This is a genomic window from Marinicauda sp. Alg238-R41, assembly GCF_947331485.1.
Taxonomy (GTDB): Bacteria; Pseudomonadota; Alphaproteobacteria; order Caulobacterales; family Maricaulaceae; genus Marinicauda; species Marinicauda pacifica.
In genome coordinates this window covers 706651-725646 of record NZ_CAMZOJ010000002.1, presented here as the reverse complement: position 1 = coordinate 725646, position 18996 = coordinate 706651, and the positions used below count along the sequence as shown (strand labels likewise).

Annotated in this window: 17 protein-coding genes; all 17 read right to left on the bottom strand. The window is 65.6% G+C overall.

Features of this window, described 5'->3' with window-relative positions; all coding sequences use genetic code 11:
* The coding region (locus PGP17_RS12065; protein WP_270375601.1) for a DUF1353 domain-containing protein at positions 1-337 on the bottom strand (337 nt) is incomplete at its 3' end.
* Positions 334-819, bottom strand: a complete 486-nt coding sequence (locus PGP17_RS12060) for a hypothetical protein (protein ID WP_270375599.1) — start codon at positions 817-819, stop codon at positions 334-336. The genes PGP17_RS12065 and PGP17_RS12060, both read right to left, overlap by 4 nt.
* Positions 820-830: 11 nt before the next feature.
* Positions 831-4379 (bottom strand): glycine-rich domain-containing protein, encoded by a 3549-nt coding sequence (locus tag PGP17_RS12055; protein WP_270375598.1) that lies wholly within the window; start codon positions 4377-4379, stop codon positions 831-833.
* 17 nt (positions 4380-4396) lie between these two features.
* A complete protein-coding gene (gene gpJ, locus PGP17_RS12050) occupies positions 4397-9562 on the bottom strand; it encodes a TipJ family phage tail tip protein (RefSeq protein ID WP_270375597.1) in 5166 nt (1721 codons plus the stop codon).
* Positions 9563-9578: 16 nt separating this feature from the next.
* Positions 9579-10016 (bottom strand): C40 family peptidase, encoded by a 438-nt coding sequence (locus PGP17_RS12045; protein ID WP_270375596.1) that lies wholly within the window; start codon positions 10014-10016, stop codon positions 9579-9581.
* On the bottom strand, positions 10016-10519 hold the full coding sequence (locus PGP17_RS12040; RefSeq protein WP_270375595.1) for a hypothetical protein: 504 nt from the start codon (positions 10517-10519) through the stop codon (positions 10016-10018). The genes PGP17_RS12045 and PGP17_RS12040 overlap by 1 nt, the downstream gene beginning before the upstream one ends.
* Entirely contained in the window at positions 10519-10884 is a 366-nt protein-coding gene (locus tag PGP17_RS12035; protein WP_270375594.1) for a hypothetical protein, read from the bottom strand. The genes PGP17_RS12040 and PGP17_RS12035 overlap by 1 nt, the downstream gene beginning before the upstream one ends.
* Complete coding sequence (locus PGP17_RS12030) at positions 10884-13562, bottom strand: hypothetical protein (protein WP_270375593.1); 2679 nt, start codon at positions 13560-13562, stop codon at positions 10884-10886. Before PGP17_RS12030 ends, PGP17_RS12035 begins: the two co-directional genes overlap by 1 nt.
* Positions 13563-13772 carry a hypothetical protein gene (locus PGP17_RS12025; RefSeq protein ID WP_270375592.1) on the bottom strand — a complete coding sequence of 70 codons (210 nt, stop codon included), beginning with the start codon at positions 13770-13772 and terminating at the stop codon, positions 13563-13565. It lies immediately after the preceding gene.
* Between the two features lie 140 nt (positions 13773-13912).
* Complete coding sequence (locus PGP17_RS12020) at positions 13913-14452, bottom strand: hypothetical protein (protein ID WP_270375591.1); 540 nt, start codon at positions 14450-14452, stop codon at positions 13913-13915.
* Positions 14449-15456: a phage tail tube protein gene (locus PGP17_RS12015; RefSeq protein ID WP_270375590.1), complete on the bottom strand. Its 1008-nt coding sequence runs from the start codon at positions 15454-15456 to the stop codon at positions 14449-14451. Before PGP17_RS12015 ends, PGP17_RS12020 begins: the two co-directional genes overlap by 4 nt.
* Positions 15457-15548: 92 nt before the next feature.
* Positions 15549-15803 carry a hypothetical protein gene (locus tag PGP17_RS12010; protein ID WP_270375588.1) on the bottom strand — a complete coding sequence of 85 codons (255 nt, stop codon included), beginning with the start codon at positions 15801-15803 and terminating at the stop codon, positions 15549-15551.
* A 14-nt stretch (positions 15804-15817) separates the two neighbouring features.
* On the bottom strand, positions 15818-16291 hold the full coding sequence (locus PGP17_RS12005) for a hypothetical protein (protein WP_270375587.1): 474 nt from the start codon (positions 16289-16291) through the stop codon (positions 15818-15820).
* Entirely contained in the window at positions 16288-16989 is a 702-nt protein-coding gene (locus PGP17_RS12000; RefSeq protein WP_270375586.1) for a DUF6441 family protein, read from the bottom strand. The genes PGP17_RS12005 and PGP17_RS12000 overlap by 4 nt, the downstream gene beginning before the upstream one ends.
* A gap of 5 nt (positions 16990-16994) precedes the next feature.
* Positions 16995-17390, bottom strand: a complete 396-nt coding sequence (locus tag PGP17_RS11995) for a hypothetical protein (RefSeq protein WP_270375585.1) — start codon at positions 17388-17390, stop codon at positions 16995-16997.
* Positions 17391-17459: 69 nt separating this feature from the next.
* Complete coding sequence (locus tag PGP17_RS11990; protein ID WP_270375584.1) at positions 17460-17822, bottom strand: hypothetical protein; 363 nt, start codon at positions 17820-17822, stop codon at positions 17460-17462.
* Between the two features lie 100 nt (positions 17823-17922).
* Complete coding sequence (locus PGP17_RS11985; RefSeq protein WP_270375582.1) at positions 17923-18957, bottom strand: major capsid protein; 1035 nt, start codon at positions 18955-18957, stop codon at positions 17923-17925.
* Positions 18958-18996: the final 39 nt, after the last annotated feature.

The following is an 18996-nucleotide window of genomic DNA, read 5'->3' as shown; positions in this document are numbered from 1 at the left end:
GCGCGGCCGGGATTGTGTCGTCAGCCAGCATGGCCGCACGCCACATGATCTGCGCGCGCCAGGTGCGGACCCCGGTCTCGATCAGGTCTTCGCGGAACTCGCGATGCGCGCGGAACCGGGCCGCCGGATCGCGTGTGAGCGATAGCCGGTAGTCGTGCGCGAAGGAGGCAGGCAGCGCGGCGGACGCACGCGGGAAGAGCCATTGCGCCCACCAAGGCACACTCTCCCCGTCGCTGGCGAACGGTGGGTCAATCGTCAGCTCGCGCACCGTCAAGGGCTCCAGCAACACGAAGCAGGCCAGCGGCCCTCGACGCTCGACGCGGACAACCGGGGTCACGCCGGCCATCCGCTCATGAGGTCGATGGCGTTGACAACCTCGAAGCTGGCTGCCGCTTCGATCTGCCCGGCAAGTACGGCCTCGTAGTCGTAGAATGGCTGCATAAACGCATCGATCGCCAACCCGTAGGCTTTCAGGTCGGACAGCGTCATGTCCCGCCAGGTCGTGGCGTTGAGCTTGAACTTGACCGGGCCGGTCGCATCCAGCTCTTCGAGGATGCGTATCTTGCCCATAACCGGACCCATGGCCGGTTCTGCGTAGGCTATAACGTCATCATAAGCGAAAAACTGCGTCTTGCTCCAGCGGATCGCCGCGATCTCGGAAAGCGCTTCGTCCCGGAACGGGATGAACTTTGCCCCATCCCAGCGGTCGCCGTACTGTCCAGCGCCCGCCTCAATCCAGCCTTGTCCTGACGCATACTCAGGTTTGGCGGCTACGAGATTTACGATGCGGTTGTCTTCGTCAAGGACTGCATATTTCATAGGTGGTCCTCCTAAACTGGGGTGCGCCGATACCGGATAATGACTACTCCGTCCGTTCCGGAGCCATCGCCCGTGGAACCTCCAGACCCAGTATTTTCATCAACGGCCACAGGGCTTCCACCCTTCGCATAGGTGACCGATGACCCTGTGATTGAATTGGCTCGTCCCACCCCTCCGCCGGGAGAGTTAGTACTTCCAGCGGACCCTGCCCCTCCACCGTGAAGTGTACCTGTGCTCGACGGAAAGGTGTGGCCACCACCGTTATTCCCGTAAGAGGTTCCGAAGGTGCCTGTGGTTACAGACGCCCCACCGCCCGCAGTATAACTAGGACCCCCGCCCACAACTCCCCCGCCACTACCCCCATCCGCACCGCTGATATTGGAGCCACCGGTATTGTTGGCCCCTCCGCCTCCGCCACCATTGGCTGAGTTCCCATTGAAAGAACTCGTCCCTCCTTTGGTTCCTAAGTTAAATTGACTAGCCCCAGCACCCCCGCCACTACCTACGACGATTGGGTACTCACCCACCACGGGGGAAAACCCAGTCCATTCGATCATTTCCCCGGCTCCGCCATAGCCTCCGGAGTTACCACCTCGACCGCCCCCTCCAGCCACGATTAAGGCAGAAAAGTCAGAAGCGGCATCAACAGTATTTAAGACAAAGGAACCCGAAGTCGTAAATTTGTGAACGGTGTAGTCGCCGTCATTGAAGACTTCATCACCTCCTGTGGCACTAGTAATATTAAACGCATTACTCGTCGTCACACTGATAACTGGCGACCACTCCGACACCGCGCCACCCGCCGACCGATAGCGGACCCGATAGAAGTATTCCGTCGACGTGGACCCGTGCGCGGGCGTCGTCCAGGTCGTCAGATTGCTCGCATCCTCCAGGCTCTCCGCGTCGATGGTCGAGAAGTCCGAGGCGGTCGAGCGTTGCCAGTCTGTCGAGGCGGGGATGTCGCTCTGGTAGGTCATCGCGAAGGCCGAGGCCGTGACGATGATCGTCTCGCCCACATCGGTCGCATCGTCGGCGGGGCTCGTGATGGATGGGGTTTCCACGGTCGCGGCGCGATACGTGTCCGCGTCTTCCGGGTCGATGATCTTCACATCCCAGCCGTAGTTCGAGTTTACGTATTCGAGCACCACCCAAGCGTTCGGGACCGGGACAATCAGGTCCACATCGTCGCCGTTGAGTACCGCCTCACCCGGAATGGTCAGCGCGTCGGTTTCCGACCAGGAACCGTTCGGGTCGTAAAGCTCGATCCGGTCACCCTGCGTGCCGGACGGCAGACCCGTCAGCGCAAAGCCCCCGCCGCTCAGATCGCATGGGTAGGCTTTGCCTGCCTCCGGCGTGAAAACGCTCGTCTGGAGGGCCTGCACGGCGATGCCGCCGCCACCGCCAGACTGATCGACCCACTCGCTGTCATAGTCATCGCCCGTCGCCTTCGCGAGCACCTGGCCCGTGGTGCCGCCAGCGGGGAGCGCGCGGGTCAGAGGAGCCTTCGCCGCGAGGGAAGCGGTCACAGACGCCGCAAACGCCTCGTCATCGTTCAGAGCGGCGGCCAGCTCGTTGAGTGTATCGAGTGCGCCCGGCGCTCCCCCGATCAGGGCGTCAATGGCAGCCGTGATCGCGGCATCGACCTCGGCTTGCGTGTAGGTGTTGGATTTGTCGGCCTTGGTCGTCGGGTCGAAATTGGCGCTGTTCCAGATCAGTCGCCACGGATACCAGCCCGGCCCCGTACCCCCTGACCCGTTGACGTTATGGCCGTTGCGGAACCACATCGCCGTATTGCTGGCGGTGAGCTGGAACAGACGGTTTTCGCTGAATTTGACATTCAGGCCCACCGTGTACTGAGCGGGCCAACCAGTCTCAAGAGCTGAGTTGGCCTCGAACGCCTGCACCCCCGTCGCCGGGGTTATGACACTACTGGACGGGGCTATGTCGATAATGTCGTGCGTAATCGACGCTTTGCTGTCCAACGCATCCTGAAGGCCGTTGATGTCTTCGATATCCTGCCCGGCCAGTAGCGCGCTCTTGCCGCCGACCTTCTCGACGATCAGCGTGCTTTCCCCGGAGCGCAGGTAAATTTCGTCTGCGCCTGAGAGCCGCTGCGTGCAGACCGTCACGACCTGATTGGCGTAGTCGGTGATGTCGATCACCTGCTCGAACCATGCCTGGCCTTCATTGGCTCCGGCGGTGTTGACGACCACGGAGCCGACCCCCTGACCGCCGGTGCCGGTCCCGTTCAGCTTGAAGAACAGGCCAATGGAGTTGTTGACGTCCACGCCTTCCGCGCTCGTATCCTCGTAGGACAGGCGCGCCGCGATCCGGTACTTACCGTTGGCGGCGAAGGTGATGTCTGTATCGTTCGCCCCGGCCAGGGTGATCGCGGTGTCGGAGACGCGGGCCGTGTCCCACTGGATCACCGCCCCCGCCGCCAGGTCCGTCGAAGTGTCTGTGGACGTGTATTCGATCACACTGGCAAAGGGGAGTTGGTCGAGCGCGGCCTTGCCGTCCAGGGCAGATTGCAGGCCCGACACCGTCGAAATGGCTTGCGTTCCCGTGTGCGTGCTCCGGTCCCGCAAATCCTCGTCGGCCGCGTTCTTCGTCGCTTCCTCTTCGATTCCGGCAAGCTTGGACTTCTCCGCGTCAGTGTAGGCGTTGCGGTCATCCTCATTCTCGTAGGCTGCCGCGATCTCCGCGCCGGTCTGGTCGGCGGTTGCGCCGGACTCAATACCGTCAAGCTTGGCCTTGTCCTCTTTGGACATGTAGCCGTCGACCGCGGCAGTCGCGGCTTGCCAGACCGACGCATCCAGCTTGCTCGACACGGCATTGGTCAGCGTGGCAATGGCGTCCGGGTCATCCCCGAGCGCGGCCGCAAGCTCGTTCAGCGTGTCCAGTGCGCCCGGCGCGCCGCCGACTAGGGCGTCAATCGCTGCCTGGATTTGCTGACCGATTTCGGTTTCGGTCAGCGCATCCGTGATCCCGTACCCGGCGAGCGTGTCCGGCCGGGTCGCGTCGATGATCTTGGACCAGTCGAGATCCGGAATGCGGGCCGCATCGAGCGTGCCCGTGACTTTGGACGCCGGCACGTTCGGGATCTGCGCAGCCTTGAGCAGGCTCGACGCGTCCAGCTCCGCGAGCCCGTTGGCTGCGCCTTTCAGGGTCGATGCAAGCTTGGCGTCGAGCGCGGCCTGCAACCCCGAGACCTGGGCAATGGCCAAAGCCAGCGCCGCCTGATGCTGCGTCACGCTGCTCTCGGAGATACGGCCGTCCGCGAATTCGCCGGATACGATATCCCCCGCAGCGTGCGAGTGCGCCTCCGGCGCGAAGGTGGAAGGCTTGCCGGTGATGTTCGACCACGCAATCTGGAAGAAGGTCGCAAGAAGCTGGGGCAGGTCCACCGCGGCGCCGGCATCGATCGCACGCTGCACGAGTTCTGCCGTCTCGGTCACGCTCGTGTCGAAGCGCACCGTCTGGCCCGGGCGGAAGGTCTCGCCGGTCTCGGGATCGGTCCAGCCGCCAGCAAGGTCAAACCAGATATATGTTTGTGACATGGGCTCGTGATCCTGTGTTAGGGCAAGGCTGCGCCGGGGGGCGGATTCCAGCCCCCACCGGGGCCTCCGCCGCCGCCACCGCCGCCTGTCGTATTCGGCTGGGTTGCCGTCGAGAGCTGCGTGACCGCCGCACGCTCAACGAGCGCGGCCCGCACCTCGTAGTTCTCGACACGAATATCCGTGTTGTCCGGGGTGCCGGAGCGCGCGCCGTAATAGACGACCCAGAGGTCGATCGTGTGACTGCCCGCGCTCAATTGCTGGGTGGTCATCCCCCCGGCGAGCGTTTCGGTCACCGTCTGCCCCATGATCCGATAGAAGGTCCGCGTTCCGCCCGCCCCGCCATCGACCTGGATCAGGGCGCCGATATGCACATCCGCGTCATGAAGATTGTAGACGTCGATCTGCGCGTCGATCTGCAGCGCCGCCTCGGCGGTATCGCCCGAAACGACGAAGCTCGCCAGCTTCTGGCTGGTCGCGGTGATGTACCAATTGCTCGGCGCGTCGGCGGCAATCCACTGTTTGACGGCGGCACCCACCGCCAGGCCCGAGCCTGCGACGGTTGCATCCTTGAGCGTGACCCCATCGATCAGAAATATCCCGGACACCGGATCGAGCAGCACAAGCTCTTTCGATCCATCATAGACATTCAGCCCCCACTTCGTCCCACCAAGCCAGTTGCCAAAATTCATCTCGGCGTTACCCGGCCCCTGGATCAGCAGCCGTCCGCCATCGTCGATAATCAGCTGGTTGGGGATGAAGATATTCCCGCCGGATGCGACCAACGCGTCGGTAACGGCTCCGTCCACGGGGTTGCGAAGCGCAATCCGGTCACTGACCAGGTCGACCGCCGAGCCGTCCTTGCCCGCGAAAAGCCGGACCTGAGAATTATTGCCGCCCGCGCCTTCAACCAGAACTTCAAAGTACGCGGCCTGATCTTCAACATCCGCGACCGCGCCCACAAGAATGTCGAACGCGGCGGTCAGGTCTTGCCATTCAGCATTACCGCTGAAGCTGATCCCCGCGACAGCCTGCTCCAGACCGGCTTTCGAAACGAATGTCGCCTCTGCCGAGGCCTCACTCAGCACGTCCTCGGGCAGGCCGTTGACCGTAGTCGCAAGAGCCTCGAACGCGGCGTTGGCGGTCAGGTCGATCCCCGCAATCGACTCCTCCAGATTCGCGAGCGCCAGATAGCTTTGCGACGCCGCGGCCTGTGTCAGATACTGACCTTCGAGCACCGCGTACACGCCCGCCACGGCCTCGGCGCGTGCCTCGCTTTCGGTGACAAGCGCCGTCACGTTCTCCCGGTAGCCGGCCCGGCCCTGGCGGGTTTCCGCCTGCAGGCTGCGGATGAACTCCGCCATGGCGCCGACCGTGCGGCGCAGCTCCGCGATCTCGGCAGCGAGTTCGTTATCCGGCGGCTGAAACGGGCTCGGCGCGATCTGCCCGGGTAAAGCGTAGGCGGCGAGCGGGCGGGACAACACGAGCCCGCCAATGTCTGCCGAGCCCGCAACCGGGACGACGCGGATTTCCACGAAGGCCGCCTCTTCCGGGGCCTCGGCGACACCGCCGATGCGCCCGGACGATCCGGCGCCGAGTTCGCTCGCCGACAGGGTCTCGCCCGCCGCATCGTACCAGACCGCTTCCACGCGCGCGCTCGACGCCGCGCCCAGGACCGCGATGTCGCATGAGGCCTGCACGAAGACACCCTCACGGACCGGCTTGCGGCCCGGCCACCAAATGACCCGCGTGGTCTGCGCGCCCGTTGCGGAGAGTGTCCACGACGCCTGAATTGCACGCTGAGGCCCGTCCGCGAGCATCTGGACACCCTCGACCACGCGGAAGCCATCGGACCCGGCTTCGAAAAGCGGGTCCTGCAACCAGTTGAGCAGCGAGTGCTGGCCGCTCATGGCGGATGTCAGAGCCAGCGCGCCGGCGGAGTCCGCGAGCGTCTCGTCCACGCGTCCAAGTGCGTCGTTGATCGCGCCCTTCGCCGCCTCGATCGCAGCGGACGGGATTGTGGCGTCGATCGATGTCAGCTCATCGGGGATCACCACATCTTCGACCAGCACGCGCGGGCTGAAGACATAGCCCTCGCCCCGCAGCGCGCGGTAGCGAAAGGCCACGTCCACGGTCGAACCGGGCGGCACATCGCGAATATCGCGCGTCGGCCGGTCCGGCGGCAGAATGGCCAGCGGATTGAAGTCGGCCTCGTCCTCGCTGGAGCTGGGCCGGATCTCGACAACCAGATCAGTCAGGGTCAAGTCGTCATCGGCTTCAGCCGAGACCTGCAGAACCGGCTGGCGAACGCCGTTCGCTGTCTCGATCGTGACGGCATTGGCAAACACGCCCTGCGGCGGGTCGAGCTGGTCGTCGGCCGAGATCGACGTGACCAGCAACGGGGCTTCGGACCGGCGCGCTTCAGCGTCGATCAGGACGATCTTGAAATCATAATCCTCCAGCGGGCTGGGCGGGACGAAGCTGAGCACCCGGTCTTCCGCACCCAGGGGAGACAGCGCGGTCCAGGCCGCCTCGCCGTCCGCGGCGGGCGTGACGCGCCAGGCCGCCTCGACCCGGGCAATGCGATCCTCGAAGCCGGTCGGGACGCCAAAGCGCACGAAGATCCCGGCGGCGCTGACATTGACCGCAACAAGCTCAGGCGTTGGCGGGCGCCGGCGGATTTGCGTGACAATGGCCGAGCCCCAGCTGGGCACCGGCCCGTCTTCCGCCAGGAAGCGCGCCCCGGCTTCCAGGACACATTCGATATCGGCTTCGAGGCCGGGGGCCGGATCGATGTTGCGCACAAGCGCCGGCACTGTCTCCTGACCCAGCTCGCCGAAGGCCAGAAGATCTCCGACCGAGGGCGCCTCATCCGCCGCCATGCTGTCGGCAAAGAGCAGCGTCTGCACCGCGCCGGGCTCGGTCTGGACCGGCCGCGACGCTTCAAGCTCGACATGGGCATGATCGTCTTCGTCATCGACCACGCGCCGCCAGGTCAGGCCATACTGCACGCCGGCGGTCATCTCGACGGTTTCATCCAGCACCACGCCGGCAACCCGCCCGGTCCCGTCCTCCAGGATCAGGGATTGCACCCGGCCGGCGCCCAGCCCGAGCACCATCACGTCATGCTGGATCGCGACGAGATCCCCGTAGGTGCAAGTCAGCGATTCCACGTCCTGGGTAAAGTGGAAGCGTTCGGTCTGAAGCAAGGCCGTCGCGCCGTGAAACCGGGCCAGACGATAGATCAGATCCGGATCGGTGACCCCGATCAGCTCGAGCGCCTCGAACTTCGTGGCCTCCTGCGTCCCCGGCTCGCTCCCGTCTTTCGAATAGCCGTCCATATAGACGATGCGCTCGTCCGTCCGGTAATCCTCCTGCTCATTCTGGAATGTGACGCGCAGGGCATGGACGTCGCCCGGGAAGGTTTTCGTCATCCGGAAGCCGCGCACATTGCGCGCGGTGATCATGGCGGACGGTCCCGAGGCCCGCGGCGCATCGATCACGACCGATAGAAGATTGTTCAGGATCACGGGCCGGCCGCGGCCGGCCGCACAGATCAGGCGCAACCAGTCGGCCCGGCGCATATCCTCAACGAGGAAATAATCGAACGTGTAGCCCTGATCGGCGCACCATCTGGAGAAGGCGGCCCAGGCCGGCCAGTCGATCAGCGCATCGGGGCGCGGGTTCGCGACATGCGGCCCGCGCACGGCAAACAGGCCGAGATCGGCCGGGCTGCGCGTGACGGCCGCCTCGGTCCAGTCGTCGGCCGTCACGGCCGACAGATCCGCGTCTTCATCGCCGGCGATCGCGGGATCCAGGCGCGGGGCGACGCGCTCGAGCACAAGATTGATCGTGTCGACCATGCCCGACAATTGGTCGCTGGCCTTGATGCGCATCGCCATTTCGGCGTGCATGGGCTCCGGATTCGGATCGGTCGGGGCGAAGCTGATCAGTTGCGCAAAGTCGACCCGGTCTGCCGTCCGGTCATCATCGGCTTCCGCATTCGTCCGGCGGATGCGGAAACGGTACTGCCCCTCCGGCAGGGCCACCCGGATCTCGCGGCGGAACGGTTTGCCCGGCTCCGCCCGCCTGTAGGTGACCGTGCCGGTCGGCGCGCCGAAACCGCGAACGCGGGTATCGTAATCGCCAAACAGACCGCCGAAGCCGAAGCGGGTCTCGCCCAGCGCCGCCACAGCCTGATTGGCCTGCGGGGCCGAAGATCTCGCATCATACCAGGGGCCTGTGTCCGGATCTTCGGAAACCGGCTGATACTGGACGTCAAGCGTGACCGTGACCGAAACATTCTTGCCCTTCTTGTCCTTACCGCCCAGACCGGTCGGAAAGGCGAGAATGATGACGGCTTCGGTCATTCCGGGCTGGCCCGTTCGGGTGACCCAGAGACCGGTCGTCAGATGCGCCCCGACCACTTCGGTCGACGGGTCTGTCGTGTAGAGCGTGAGAGGCGGGTCGGTTGGACGCACCCGGGTTTCAATCTCGACGCCCTCGAAATCGATGGCGCGCGTCTCCCCGATCCGGATCAGATCCGGATCCGGGTCGGCATACTCCATAGGCCCGAGCGAGAAGAGCAGGCGCAAATAGACATCGTCGCCCACCGTCTCCTGCCAGGGCTGGCCCTGCATGCGCGGAAAGACCCGGATCCGCCCCATGGGCAGGGGAACCACGCCATAAGGGACCAGCTCATTTCTGGCGCCCTCGATCGAATATGTTGCGTCCGGCCGCGCATTCGTCTCCAGGCTGGGCTGAGGCGGCGGGACCAGGGCGTTGATGGCCAGATTGCCCACGACCATGATGGTTGAGGCAGCGGCGGCGGCCCACAGGGATGAGGCGATCGCACCGCCGGCGCCGCCGCCCACCCAGGTCGCCAGGGCCACCACGGCGACCTGCAGCACGGTGCGGATCAGCTTGGCACCGCCGCTATCGCCCCCGGACGGCCGGATGCCGATCGACACGACAGCGGCCGGCTTGGGCCGGATGCGCGCCCAGGATGCGCGCGGCACACACTCACCCTGCAACCACACCACGGCATGCGCGCGCAGAACCGGATCGCCGATCCCGGATTCGACCATGGCGGCGATCGTGGCGCCCTCCGGCACCGTAATCCGGCGCGGCCGGGTCTGGGCGAAGGGACGATCAAAGACGTGCGCCGTCAGTGCGGCGCGCGACACAGGGCGCGTCCTGTCATCAAGCGGGCACATAATAGCCCTCGATCCGGCGCGCCCATTCCGGCGATCCCAGCGTCTGAATACAGGTCGGCGTCTGGGCCATGACGTGAAGAAACTGGCCCTGCCCCAGGCACAGGCCGACATGCAGCGGACGGCCCTGAATGTTGAACAACACGACCGCGCCCGGCTGCGGCGGGCTCGGCCGCCACTCCCCGCGGCCGGCCTTGATGGCGGTCTCCTGTGCGTCGAAGCGCGCCGCCCGGCTCGCATTGATCTCAGGCGTGCGCACGTCTTGATAAAGCGCGATCGGGCCGGTGCCGAAATGAGCCGGAAGGAGGAAGGAAACCAGACCCCAGCAATCCCAGCCTGACGGATCGGTCCCGCCCCATCGATAGGGCACCCCGATATACGGCGCCTGCCAGCCGCGCGGCGGACGAAGAGAGACCTGCACGGACATCAATGCAGACCCGGCGCGAAGCGCGGCGAATAGGTCCAGGCAATGGCCGGTTCGTCGTCATCGTCGCGCGCCCTCAGATCGGCCTCGATCGTCAGCATGCTCCAGCCCGGGGCCGGGATGATGAAGGCAGGAAAGGTCTGCTCAATCACGTCCGGGTCGCTGGCCAGGACGATCTCGGCGGTCACCTCCGGAGACGTCTTGAGCAGCCGGATCATTTCCACGATGCGCCGATCGACATTGTCCAGGCGGATGCGCGCGGCATCGCGGCCCTGTTCGCTCTGGCCGGGCGGGATCCACTCGAACGCGTAGGCCATGAAGGTCCGCCCGTTCGAGACGATATCGGTGTCATTCCCGACCAGCCGCAATTCGCCGTCCGAAATGCCGATATCGGGCCGGTCGATGGCGAGCGCAGCAAGATCGGGGTGCGAAAAGGTCAGCAAGACAAGCCAGACCTCGTCCGTGGATTCCGCCTGGCTTTCCTCCAGGAAGCGGCGCGAGACCATCAGGGCGTCCTCACAAAGCGCAGCTGGGCGCCAAGCACGATACGCCCGCCGGCCGAACGCGTGGTCGGCGGCAGGCTGCCGCCCTTGAACTGCGCGCGGCCCGCATCGCCGGTGAAAGGCTCGGTCCAGTTGAACCAGTGCGCGCCGCCGGCCAGAGCGCCGTTGAACCACGGCACAAAGACATCGCGGTACTGCGCGCGCGACATGACGAAGCGGGCCTGAATATCGGCCGGCGCTGCGGTCGTGTCGCGCCGCTGTTTCGGCGCCCCCTGATCGACCTCGCTTTCGCGGACCCTGGGCGGCGTGTAGGTGTAGCCGTCCCGCAGCGTGCGGAGGACAAATCCATCGGGCAGGTCGATCGCCATCAGCGCTGCCCCACTTTCGGCTTCAGACCATAGCGTTTGGCCATACCGCCATCGAAGGCGCCGCTGCCCATCATGGCGTTGACCTTCTTGCCGATGGTCACATCGAGGCGGTGACCGCCCTCCTGCGAACGCCGTTCGCTGACCTCTACATCGTCGCGCCGCCCGCCATAGTCATTGACATGGACCTCGATGCCCCCCGCACCGGCCGCTTGCCCCGGCGCCGGAGCCTGGGCCAGCGCGCCCGCGATCGAGGACAAGGTGGCCAGCACCTCGGCATTGGTCCGGGCCGTCCAGACCCGCTCATTGCGCCGCAGCACGCTCTGATACTCATCGGGTCCGAGCCGGCTATGACGGCGCACCATGCGGGCGGCGCTCGACGGACTGCCCTGCCAGCCCTCGTGAAAAGTCGGCAGGGAGAGGCTTGGCGCCGGGACGTTGGCCATGGCGGGTCCCGCCGTGCGGGCCACACTGATCGCGCCGCCAGCGCCGCCCCCGAAATAGGCCCCGGCGATCTGTGCAATGAATGAGCCCAGCCCTTGCGTGGAGTCCGCCGTCATCATGGCCTGACGGGCAATGTCGGCCAGGACCTGCAAGGCGACCCGGCCAAGGTCTTCCCAGCTTTCGACCTGGCCGGAGAGAATGCGATCCATCAGCTGGGTCTCGAAACGCAGCGCGCTGCCCGCCTTCTCTGCCCGATCGAGGCCTTCGCTGTAGCGCTCGAGATACTCGCGGGCCTCTTCCCAGCTGAGGTTGGTGTTCTCGACGATCTCGCGCACCCGTGCGGTCTCCGCCGCAAGGCGTTCCTCCTTGGTCGCGATCTCGTCCCGGATGCGGGCCGCGTCGGCCAAAAGCGGATTGGATTGCTCATACTCGGCCCGGGCCGCCTGCATGGCGCGCAGATAGACGGCAAAGTCCAGATGGCCCCGCTGATGCAGGACGGAGAGTTCGGCCACGCGCTGATTGTAGATCTCGGCCGGGGTGCGGACGGAACGCGTGATCTCTTCAGCCCGGGCGAGCGCCTCGGCCGTGCCATCCAGCTCCGCGCGATACCGGCGCAGGACCTGGCTGGCTTCGTCCTGTGTAATGGAGCCGCGCGCGACAAGCGCGTTCAGTTCGCCCTGGCGCAGGCTCACGAGTTCGCTGACATCGCCGAGATCCGCGCCGAGATCCGCGCGGATCTGCGCGGCCGCCCGTTCGGCCTGGGCCGCATCGCGGGCCGCGCTTCCCGCCTCTTCCAGCCCGGTCCGGTAGCGGGCAAGCGCGGCCGTCGCTTCGTCCGCCGTGATCGCCCCGGCCCCGACCAGCTCGCTAAGGCGCTCCTGTTCAAGCGCGACGAGACCGGACGTGTCCCCCAGCTCGGCGCGGACGCGGGCCGCCTCGCGCCGCTGCGACAGGGTCAGGGTGTCCTCGCCGCCCTCCGCCGCGGACGGCAAGGCTCCCGGCTGTCGCAGACGTGCGAGTTCCTGTGCCGTTTCGTCCGCCAGCGCAATGATGGCATCCCGATAAGCTTGCACTAGATCGCGGACATTACCGCCTGCTTCGTCAACCTGCCGTTCGATTTCGGCCGCGACATCTTCGCCGAGTATTTCACGCACTCGTCCTTGAACGCCGACAAGCCCCGTGCTTACGAAAGGTTGCCGCCGATTGCCCAGATTGTAGAGGTTTTCGTCCAGTTTCGCGAGTTCGTCGGCAAATGCCTCCGCCTCTTCCAAGCGGTGGCCGAAGTCGAGATCGAGAAGCAGCTTCATACGCTGCCAAAGATTTCCGACCACTTCGGAGGCTTCGCGAACCCGTTGAGAGAAATCGGCGAAACTTTCCGAGCTGGACACCAAGATCGGACCTAGACCGATAAAGGCCTGTTTCATGTTCACATCGATCACGCGGGCCGCAACGCCGAGCCGGTTTTCCATCATCTCGGCCCGGCGCAGCACGCTTTCATCGACAACGACACCCATCTCCCGCGCGCGGGCGGTCAGGCCGGCAATACCGCCTTGCTGGCGCTCCAGCATCTGGGCAACGGCCAGGCCGCTTTCACCGAAGGCGGCATTGGCCAGGATGGTCCGCTCGCGTTCATTGCGGGCATTGCGCAAAGCGGTCGTGATCAGCTCGAGGCGCTCGGCATTGGTCTCGGTCAGATTGATCTCACGCAGGAGATCGGGATGGGATTCGCGCAGTTTCTCGACCATTTCGCCGCGCCCGGTCGCGGCGCGTGCCGAGTTGATCGTGAAGATGTTCAGAGCCTGATTGAGCTGTTCCAGCTTCACGCCCTCTTCGTCGGCCGCCAACTGCAGAGACTGGAAGGTGTCGGTGTCCAGACTCATCCGGTCGGCCCGCTTGGCCACCTCATCGAAGGCCCGGACCGCTTCGCGGGCGATGCGCATGGCGCGGGTCAGACCCAGCCCCAGGGCCGCGATGCCGGCAGCGGCCGCGACCGCCTTCATGCCAAGCGCCTCGACCGCACCGCCCAGAATGGGAATGCGCGAGGCGGTATTGGTCAGGTTGCGGCGCAGATCGCGCATGGCCCGGTCCACGGCGCGCGTCGAGTTCGAACTTTTCCTGTTCGATTTCTCGATGCGATCGGCCAGGCGCTCATGTTCTCCGCCAAGCTTCTTGAGCGCGGACATGACCTGGTCGGCATCGCCCGGGCGCAGCCGGAGGACGTTGACGGCACGGCTCATTTAATCGTCCTCGTATTCGCCGGATTGCGGTTCGCCGCCGCCCGCCTGATCGCTTTCACCAAGGATCCGGCCGGCCTCGATATCGCGCAGGAAGGCGATGAGCGCGGCGCGGTCATACCGGTGCAGCCCGGCCACGCGGCCCAGGGCTTCACGCACCTGAAGCCCGGTGCACACAAGAGCCGTGACCGGAATCCCGTTCGGGGTAGGCATTGAAAGCGGAACGTGGATCCAGACCCCCGGATCCTGCGCGAGCGACCAGGCGAGATTGCCCTCCGGCGTCCGCGGCGCGTCGAGATCGAGCGGACACCAGGTCCCGTCAATCGTGCGGCCGCCGGTGGCACAGGGCTCGCCTAGGTTCTGACATCGCCGGCAGGATTCGCCGCCGCGCCCCCAGAGATACCGGGCGCGGCGGCGCAGCCTTTTCCCTCGCCATCCTCCAGAATGCGCAGACCGGATATCCGGGTGATGAAGGCCCCGGCATAGGTCTCCGCGCTCGGCGGTGGCAGGTTCTCCTGGAAGAGGAGCGCGATATCGCCGAGGGTGGGCGCGAACGGGGACGGGCGCCCGTCCGGGCTTTCCACACCGGACAGAACCTGGACGATCGAGATTTCGCCCAGCGCCACCGCATAGAGGAAGAGACCGAAGCCCGCCGAGAAGTCGAGACCGTCATGCAGATCGCCCAGCCGGGCCAGCACGCCGGCCGACAGGTTCAACGTGGCGGCCAGCTCGCTGGACTCGACGACCTTGCGCGCATAGCCCCTGGCCAGTTCCTCGGCCATGTCCTTCTCGAACGCGCCGGCCGGGCGCACTTCAAGACAGACCTGACCGATCTCGATGGTCTGTGTGTCGGCCCGGCGCTTCAGCCGGATCGGCTTGTCAGACGCGGTCACGAATAGCTCTCCACAGCGTTGGTCAGCGTGACCGTCATCAGCGGAGCGGGCGTTTCCCCGACCACCTGACGCGCCGTGATCGAGGTCGAGAAGTCGACCGGCCCCGGCCCGTTGGCGGCCGGCACGGCCGGCGGCGCGAAGCAGCGCGGCGTGGCGATCAGCAGAGAGGACGTGTCCGAGCGCGCATACTCGATCTCGTGAGCAAAAGGCGTGGTATGCGAGGTGAACAGGTCGATCGCCCCGTTCAGTGCGGCGCCGCGCTTGAAGCGGTAGGTCGGGTTGCCGGAAAAGCTGAGATCGCCCGGTTCCATGGCACTCGCCAGATCTCCGGCGTCGTCGGCGCTATCGGCATAATCCTCCCGCTGAAGATTGTTGGCGAAGGTGAACTCGCCGGAGACCAGCTGGGCATTGACCACCGAGTTCAGCCGCGTGAGGCCCCGTTTGGCCGGGAGCTTGGCACGGGCGGCCATGGCCGCCGGATCCGCCTCGATCGGGGCGCCGGCGGTGTAGACTTCACGGGCCATGCAATCGAGGCGGAAAGTGCGATACCCGTCCTCGGACTTGGCCAGGCCGAAGGCAATGGAATTGACCATCAACCCCTTGGCGATCTTCCAGCGGCCGCTGCCCAGGGCGCGCTGCAGCGTGGCACTCGGCAGCGTGTCGGCACCCGATTCGAAGACATGCGTCCAGCTGCCGTCCTCGTTGTCGGTCGTGTCCGGGGTGCCCAGAAGCAAGGTCAGCCAGAAGCCGAGCTGGTTCAGGTCCGCGGGCACCACGATCGAGCCCTGCCCGCCTTTCGAGCCCGGCCCCGGATCGGTCGGAGAGCGATCGTCATGGGTCTCCAGGCCCAGCTCGTTGTCCTCGGCCGGAGCCTCGGTCGTGTTCAGGCTCTCTTCGTAATAGGTGTAGCGCCCCAGCCCCGAGGACAGGGGCGAGACGAAGTCGGTTTGAAGACCGGCGGCCAGGACAAGGCCACGGCTTCGTTGGGATGCAACGTCCGGCATGTGTAATCTCCGTGATCAGTAGGCAGGTGAGAACGGCGCGAGGCGCCGCAGGCACGAACGCGCGCCCGGCCCGAAGCGAGGGGCGAAAGACGTTAGCCGGCGAGCGCAATCTCGGTCTGGCTGGCCTTGCGCACGGTCGGGCTCTCGCCGCCGCTCAGCCGGGTGAACTCGTCGCCGGAGATCCGGCGCACGCATCCGCGCGCAATCTGCGACCCGTCGCCCTGCCTGTGCGCGCGCAGGAAGAAGGCATAGACAGGCGGTGCGGGCTTGGCGGTCTGAACCTGCACCTCCTCCGCCGCGGATCCGGTTTGCGAGGCGGGCGGCGTGGATTTGGGTTTGCGGGCCATGGGCGGAACTCCTTTCAGGACAGGATGTCCGGCACCGCAAAGAGCAGCCGGACGGTGAACTCGCACGATTTGAACTGCGGTACGCCAGACAGCACGGTCTCTGCGCTGTCGGGCGCGTCAAAGGTGAGATCGTCACAGATCCCGCCGAGCGTGAGGTCGGCGCGCAGGATGGCGCCGAGCGCTTCGAGACCGGCATCGAAAGCGGCTTCGCGGGTCGCATCGTCGGGATGCAGCACGACCCACTCGACGCGGACGGGCAGGTCGTACTCCTCCAGCCCCTCGCCCTGATCTCCTATTTCCTCGCCCAGCTTTTCGGGCTGAAGGTCGATCAGGTTGAGCCAGCCATGCGATCCCGATTGCGCCGAGAGCCGGGACAGGCCTTGTTCGAGACCCTCATTGCGGACCGGAACCGGCAGGTTCGGCGTGGCGGCCGCACCGGTCCGGATCGTCTCGAACAAGGCCTTCCGGATCTGTTCGGCGCGGGTCAAAGCCTGAAGCCCTGATCGGAAAGCTTGGCGATGACGTCAGCCAAGTGGCGGTCCAGGTGATGACGCAGGCGCGCCGCCGAACGGCGTTCGGCGCGATGACGGATCTTCGCCACGTTCAGGCGCTTCTTCAGATGCGCGTTCGGTACCAGCCAGAAGAGCGGCACGCTGGCCGCGCCTTTGCGATAGCGTCCGGTCTTTGTCAGCTTGGCCGCAGACAGCCGCCCGGTCTTGGTAAAGCGCACATTGTTCGCGACCAGCATGGCCGCCTTGCCAGGACCGCCGGGGATCACGGTCAGCTTGCCGAACTTCGCCTCGGCGGCATCGACCAGGTTGGCCGGGCCGCGCGGGTTCTTCAGATCTCCGGCCGGGCTGTCCGGGATCGGGATCGCAATCGGACTGGACGGACCGCCGCCGATCGTCACACCCCGCTCGAAGGATTCGATGATTTGAGGCGCGCGCGAGTAGATCCAGCCTGTCGGGGCGGTCGAAAGCTTGCCGCGGGCCGGAAACATCTCCATGCGCCAGGTCCGCTCGATGACGCCGAGACCGGCCGCGCGCGTATCCTTCTTGAGTTCCTCGCGGGCCTGAAAGGTGACGTCATACGCCGCCGCAGCCAGCGCCTGCAGCACGGCAGTCTGCGCGGCGGACGTGAACCGTTCATAGTCACCGCGAAGGGCGAGTGTGATATCGACCGACATGGACGTCAGGCCAGTGCCGGGCCGAAGCGGGCCGCATCATGGACCGCGATCGTGCGGGTGAGCCGGTAGAGATCGAGCGATTTGGGCTCGCCATCGATGACGAACGTCTTGTCGGCATAGGCCTCGAACCCGGCCGGCAGCTCGGCCGGCGTCACGAGTTCGCCCTTCTCGGCCAGCACCGCGTCCTCGAGCGCGGGCTCATAGATCCGCACACGAAACTGGAGCGAGGACGTGACGATGCGTGTCGTCATGAAGGACGCGGTCGCATCCGCCATCTCCTGCGGCACGGGCAACAGGCGCACCGTCCCGGCCGCCGCCTGGGCCTCGGGCGCGGTATAGACCGCATCGAAGCCGTAAAGGCGAAAGGCCACGTCCAGGGCGCGGCGGGCGTGCGTGGTCATCGGGTCAAGACCGCCCCGGATCCGTCAGGACCCGGGGCGCTTTCCTTGAGCTTGGCCGAACGGCGTTCTTCAGGCGGCCGGCTGGGTCTGGCCGGAGCCTGGCGTTTCATCGCCCGAGGCGTCGTCGGCATCGCTGTCACCCGGGCCATCTCCGTCGCCGTCACCGGTCTTGGCGGTGCCGGTTTTGGCGGTGCCGGTCTTGCTGCCGGTTTTGGCGGTGCCGGTCTTGGCGGCGCCGGCCTTCTTGGAGCCGGCCGATTTCACCGTCTCTTTCTTCGGTTCTTCATAGTCCACGACAAAGCCCAGGCCCTTGAGGCGCTTCGCCTCTTCAACCTCGAGTTCGACGATGTCCTTCTCGCCGGCGAAGTCGTCTTTGTTGTCGTTGCGGGCGAGCTGCAGCGTGCGGCCCTTGGCCACGCGCATTTTGGTCATCTCAGGTTTAGCCATGATCGGCGTCCTTCTGTTCAGCGTGTGAGAAAGGGCCGGGCGCAAACGCACGCCCGGCCTGAGGCGTCGGGTGGAAAGCCCGCCCTTAAGCGACCGTGACGCACATGGACGCGTTCGCGCGCGCCGGAATGACCAGCGGCTTGGACTGCGTCATGCAGAAGGTCTTGGGCGGGTTGTTCTCCCGGTAGACGTTCGGGGCGTATTCGAGTGGCAAGAAGCCGACCGCGTCGTCGGCAATCGCGCCCTGGGCCTGGATGCCCTCGATCGCGGCCGAGCCCAGGATGACGGTATTGTCCGGCATGATCTGCTGCACGCCTTGCGCGTCGTCATACCATTCCTGGTAAACCCAGAAGCGCAGGTCGCCGATATCGCCCAGGAAGCGGGCCTGGGAGACATCGTCACCGACATTGACCGGGCCGAGCTGCAGCTTCCCCCCATCTTGCCGGCGGTTGTCCAGCGCATCCTTGAAGGCCGGGCGCGCCTTCCACCAGGCTTTCGGATCGAACACGACATCGGTGACGCCGTACCCGCTTTCCTGCTGCAGGGTCAGCATCCAGTTTTCGAGATCCTGTGCGGGATCGACGCCGTCATCACCCCACTGGTTGTCCGCAAGAAGTGCCAGCGTCAGGTTGGAGGGGCGCTGATAATCGACCGTAATGGGCTTTTCATAGCCCTCCCCGTTCAGGGTGAGCGAGCCGTTGCGCAAGGCCGAGCTTGCCTGCCACTCCTTGCGGCGGATGATCGACTTCCTTTGCTCCTGCAGGATGTCGAGAATGGTCAGCTGAAAACGTTCGGCCGGGGTCATGATCCCGCCGGCCTGTTCGCCCGCCATGCGCTTAAAGGCGCGCTTGGGCTTGACGCTTTCCAGCGGCTTGACGAGCGCCGGTTCGAAGCGGGACGTGTTGAACCCGCCGGTCTTCACATCACGGCCGGGATGATCCTCGTGGACGATCGGGGCCATGTACTTTCCGCGCACGACTTCCTCGATATCGACATACTGATCGTCGGACTCGGAGATCTGCGGAAAGAAGGTGTCGAGCAGAAAGCTGCGGGGGCGGGCGAACTGTTCGACGACAGCCACGATTTCGTGCGTCTCGCGGCCGGTAAGATTGAGAGCCATGGGTCTTGATCCTTCTGGCAAGGTTGAAAGGGTCAGGCC

Coding starts and splice junctions, on each gene's coding strand:
- PGP17_RS12060 (WP_270375599.1), bottom strand. CDS start 819: ATGAAATATGCAGTCCTTGACGAAGACAACCGCATCGTAAATCTCGTA.
- PGP17_RS12055 (WP_270375598.1), bottom strand. CDS start 4,379: ATGTCACAAACATATATCTGGTTTGACCTTGCTGGCGGCTGGACCGAT.
- PGP17_RS12045 (WP_270375596.1), bottom strand. CDS start 10,016: ATGTCCGTGCAGGTCTCTCTTCGTCCGCCGCGCGGCTGGCAGGCGCCG.
- PGP17_RS12040 (WP_270375595.1), bottom strand. CDS start 10,519: ATGGTCTCGCGCCGCTTCCTGGAGGAAAGCCAGGCGGAATCCACGGAC.
- PGP17_RS12035 (WP_270375594.1), bottom strand. CDS start 10,884: ATGGCGATCGACCTGCCCGATGGATTTGTCCTCCGCACGCTGCGGGAC.
- PGP17_RS12030 (WP_270375593.1), bottom strand. CDS start 13,562: ATGAGCCGTGCCGTCAACGTCCTCCGGCTGCGCCCGGGCGATGCCGAC.
- PGP17_RS12025 (WP_270375592.1), bottom strand. CDS start 13,772: ATGCCTACCCCGAACGGGATTCCGGTCACGGCTCTTGTGTGCACCGGG.
- PGP17_RS12015 (WP_270375590.1), bottom strand. CDS start 15,456: ATGCCGGACGTTGCATCCCAACGAAGCCGTGGCCTTGTCCTGGCCGCC.
- PGP17_RS12010 (WP_270375588.1), bottom strand. CDS start 15,803: ATGGCCCGCAAACCCAAATCCACGCCGCCCGCCTCGCAAACCGGATCC.
- PGP17_RS12000 (WP_270375586.1), bottom strand. CDS start 16,989: ATGTCGGTCGATATCACACTCGCCCTTCGCGGTGACTATGAACGGTTC.
- PGP17_RS11995 (WP_270375585.1), bottom strand. CDS start 17,390: ATGACCACGCACGCCCGCCGCGCCCTGGACGTGGCCTTTCGCCTTTAC.
- PGP17_RS11990 (WP_270375584.1), bottom strand. CDS start 17,822: ATGACCAAAATGCGCGTGGCCAAGGGCCGCACGCTGCAGCTCGCCCGC.
- PGP17_RS11985 (WP_270375582.1), bottom strand. CDS start 18,957: ATGGCTCTCAATCTTACCGGCCGCGAGACGCACGAAATCGTGGCTGTC.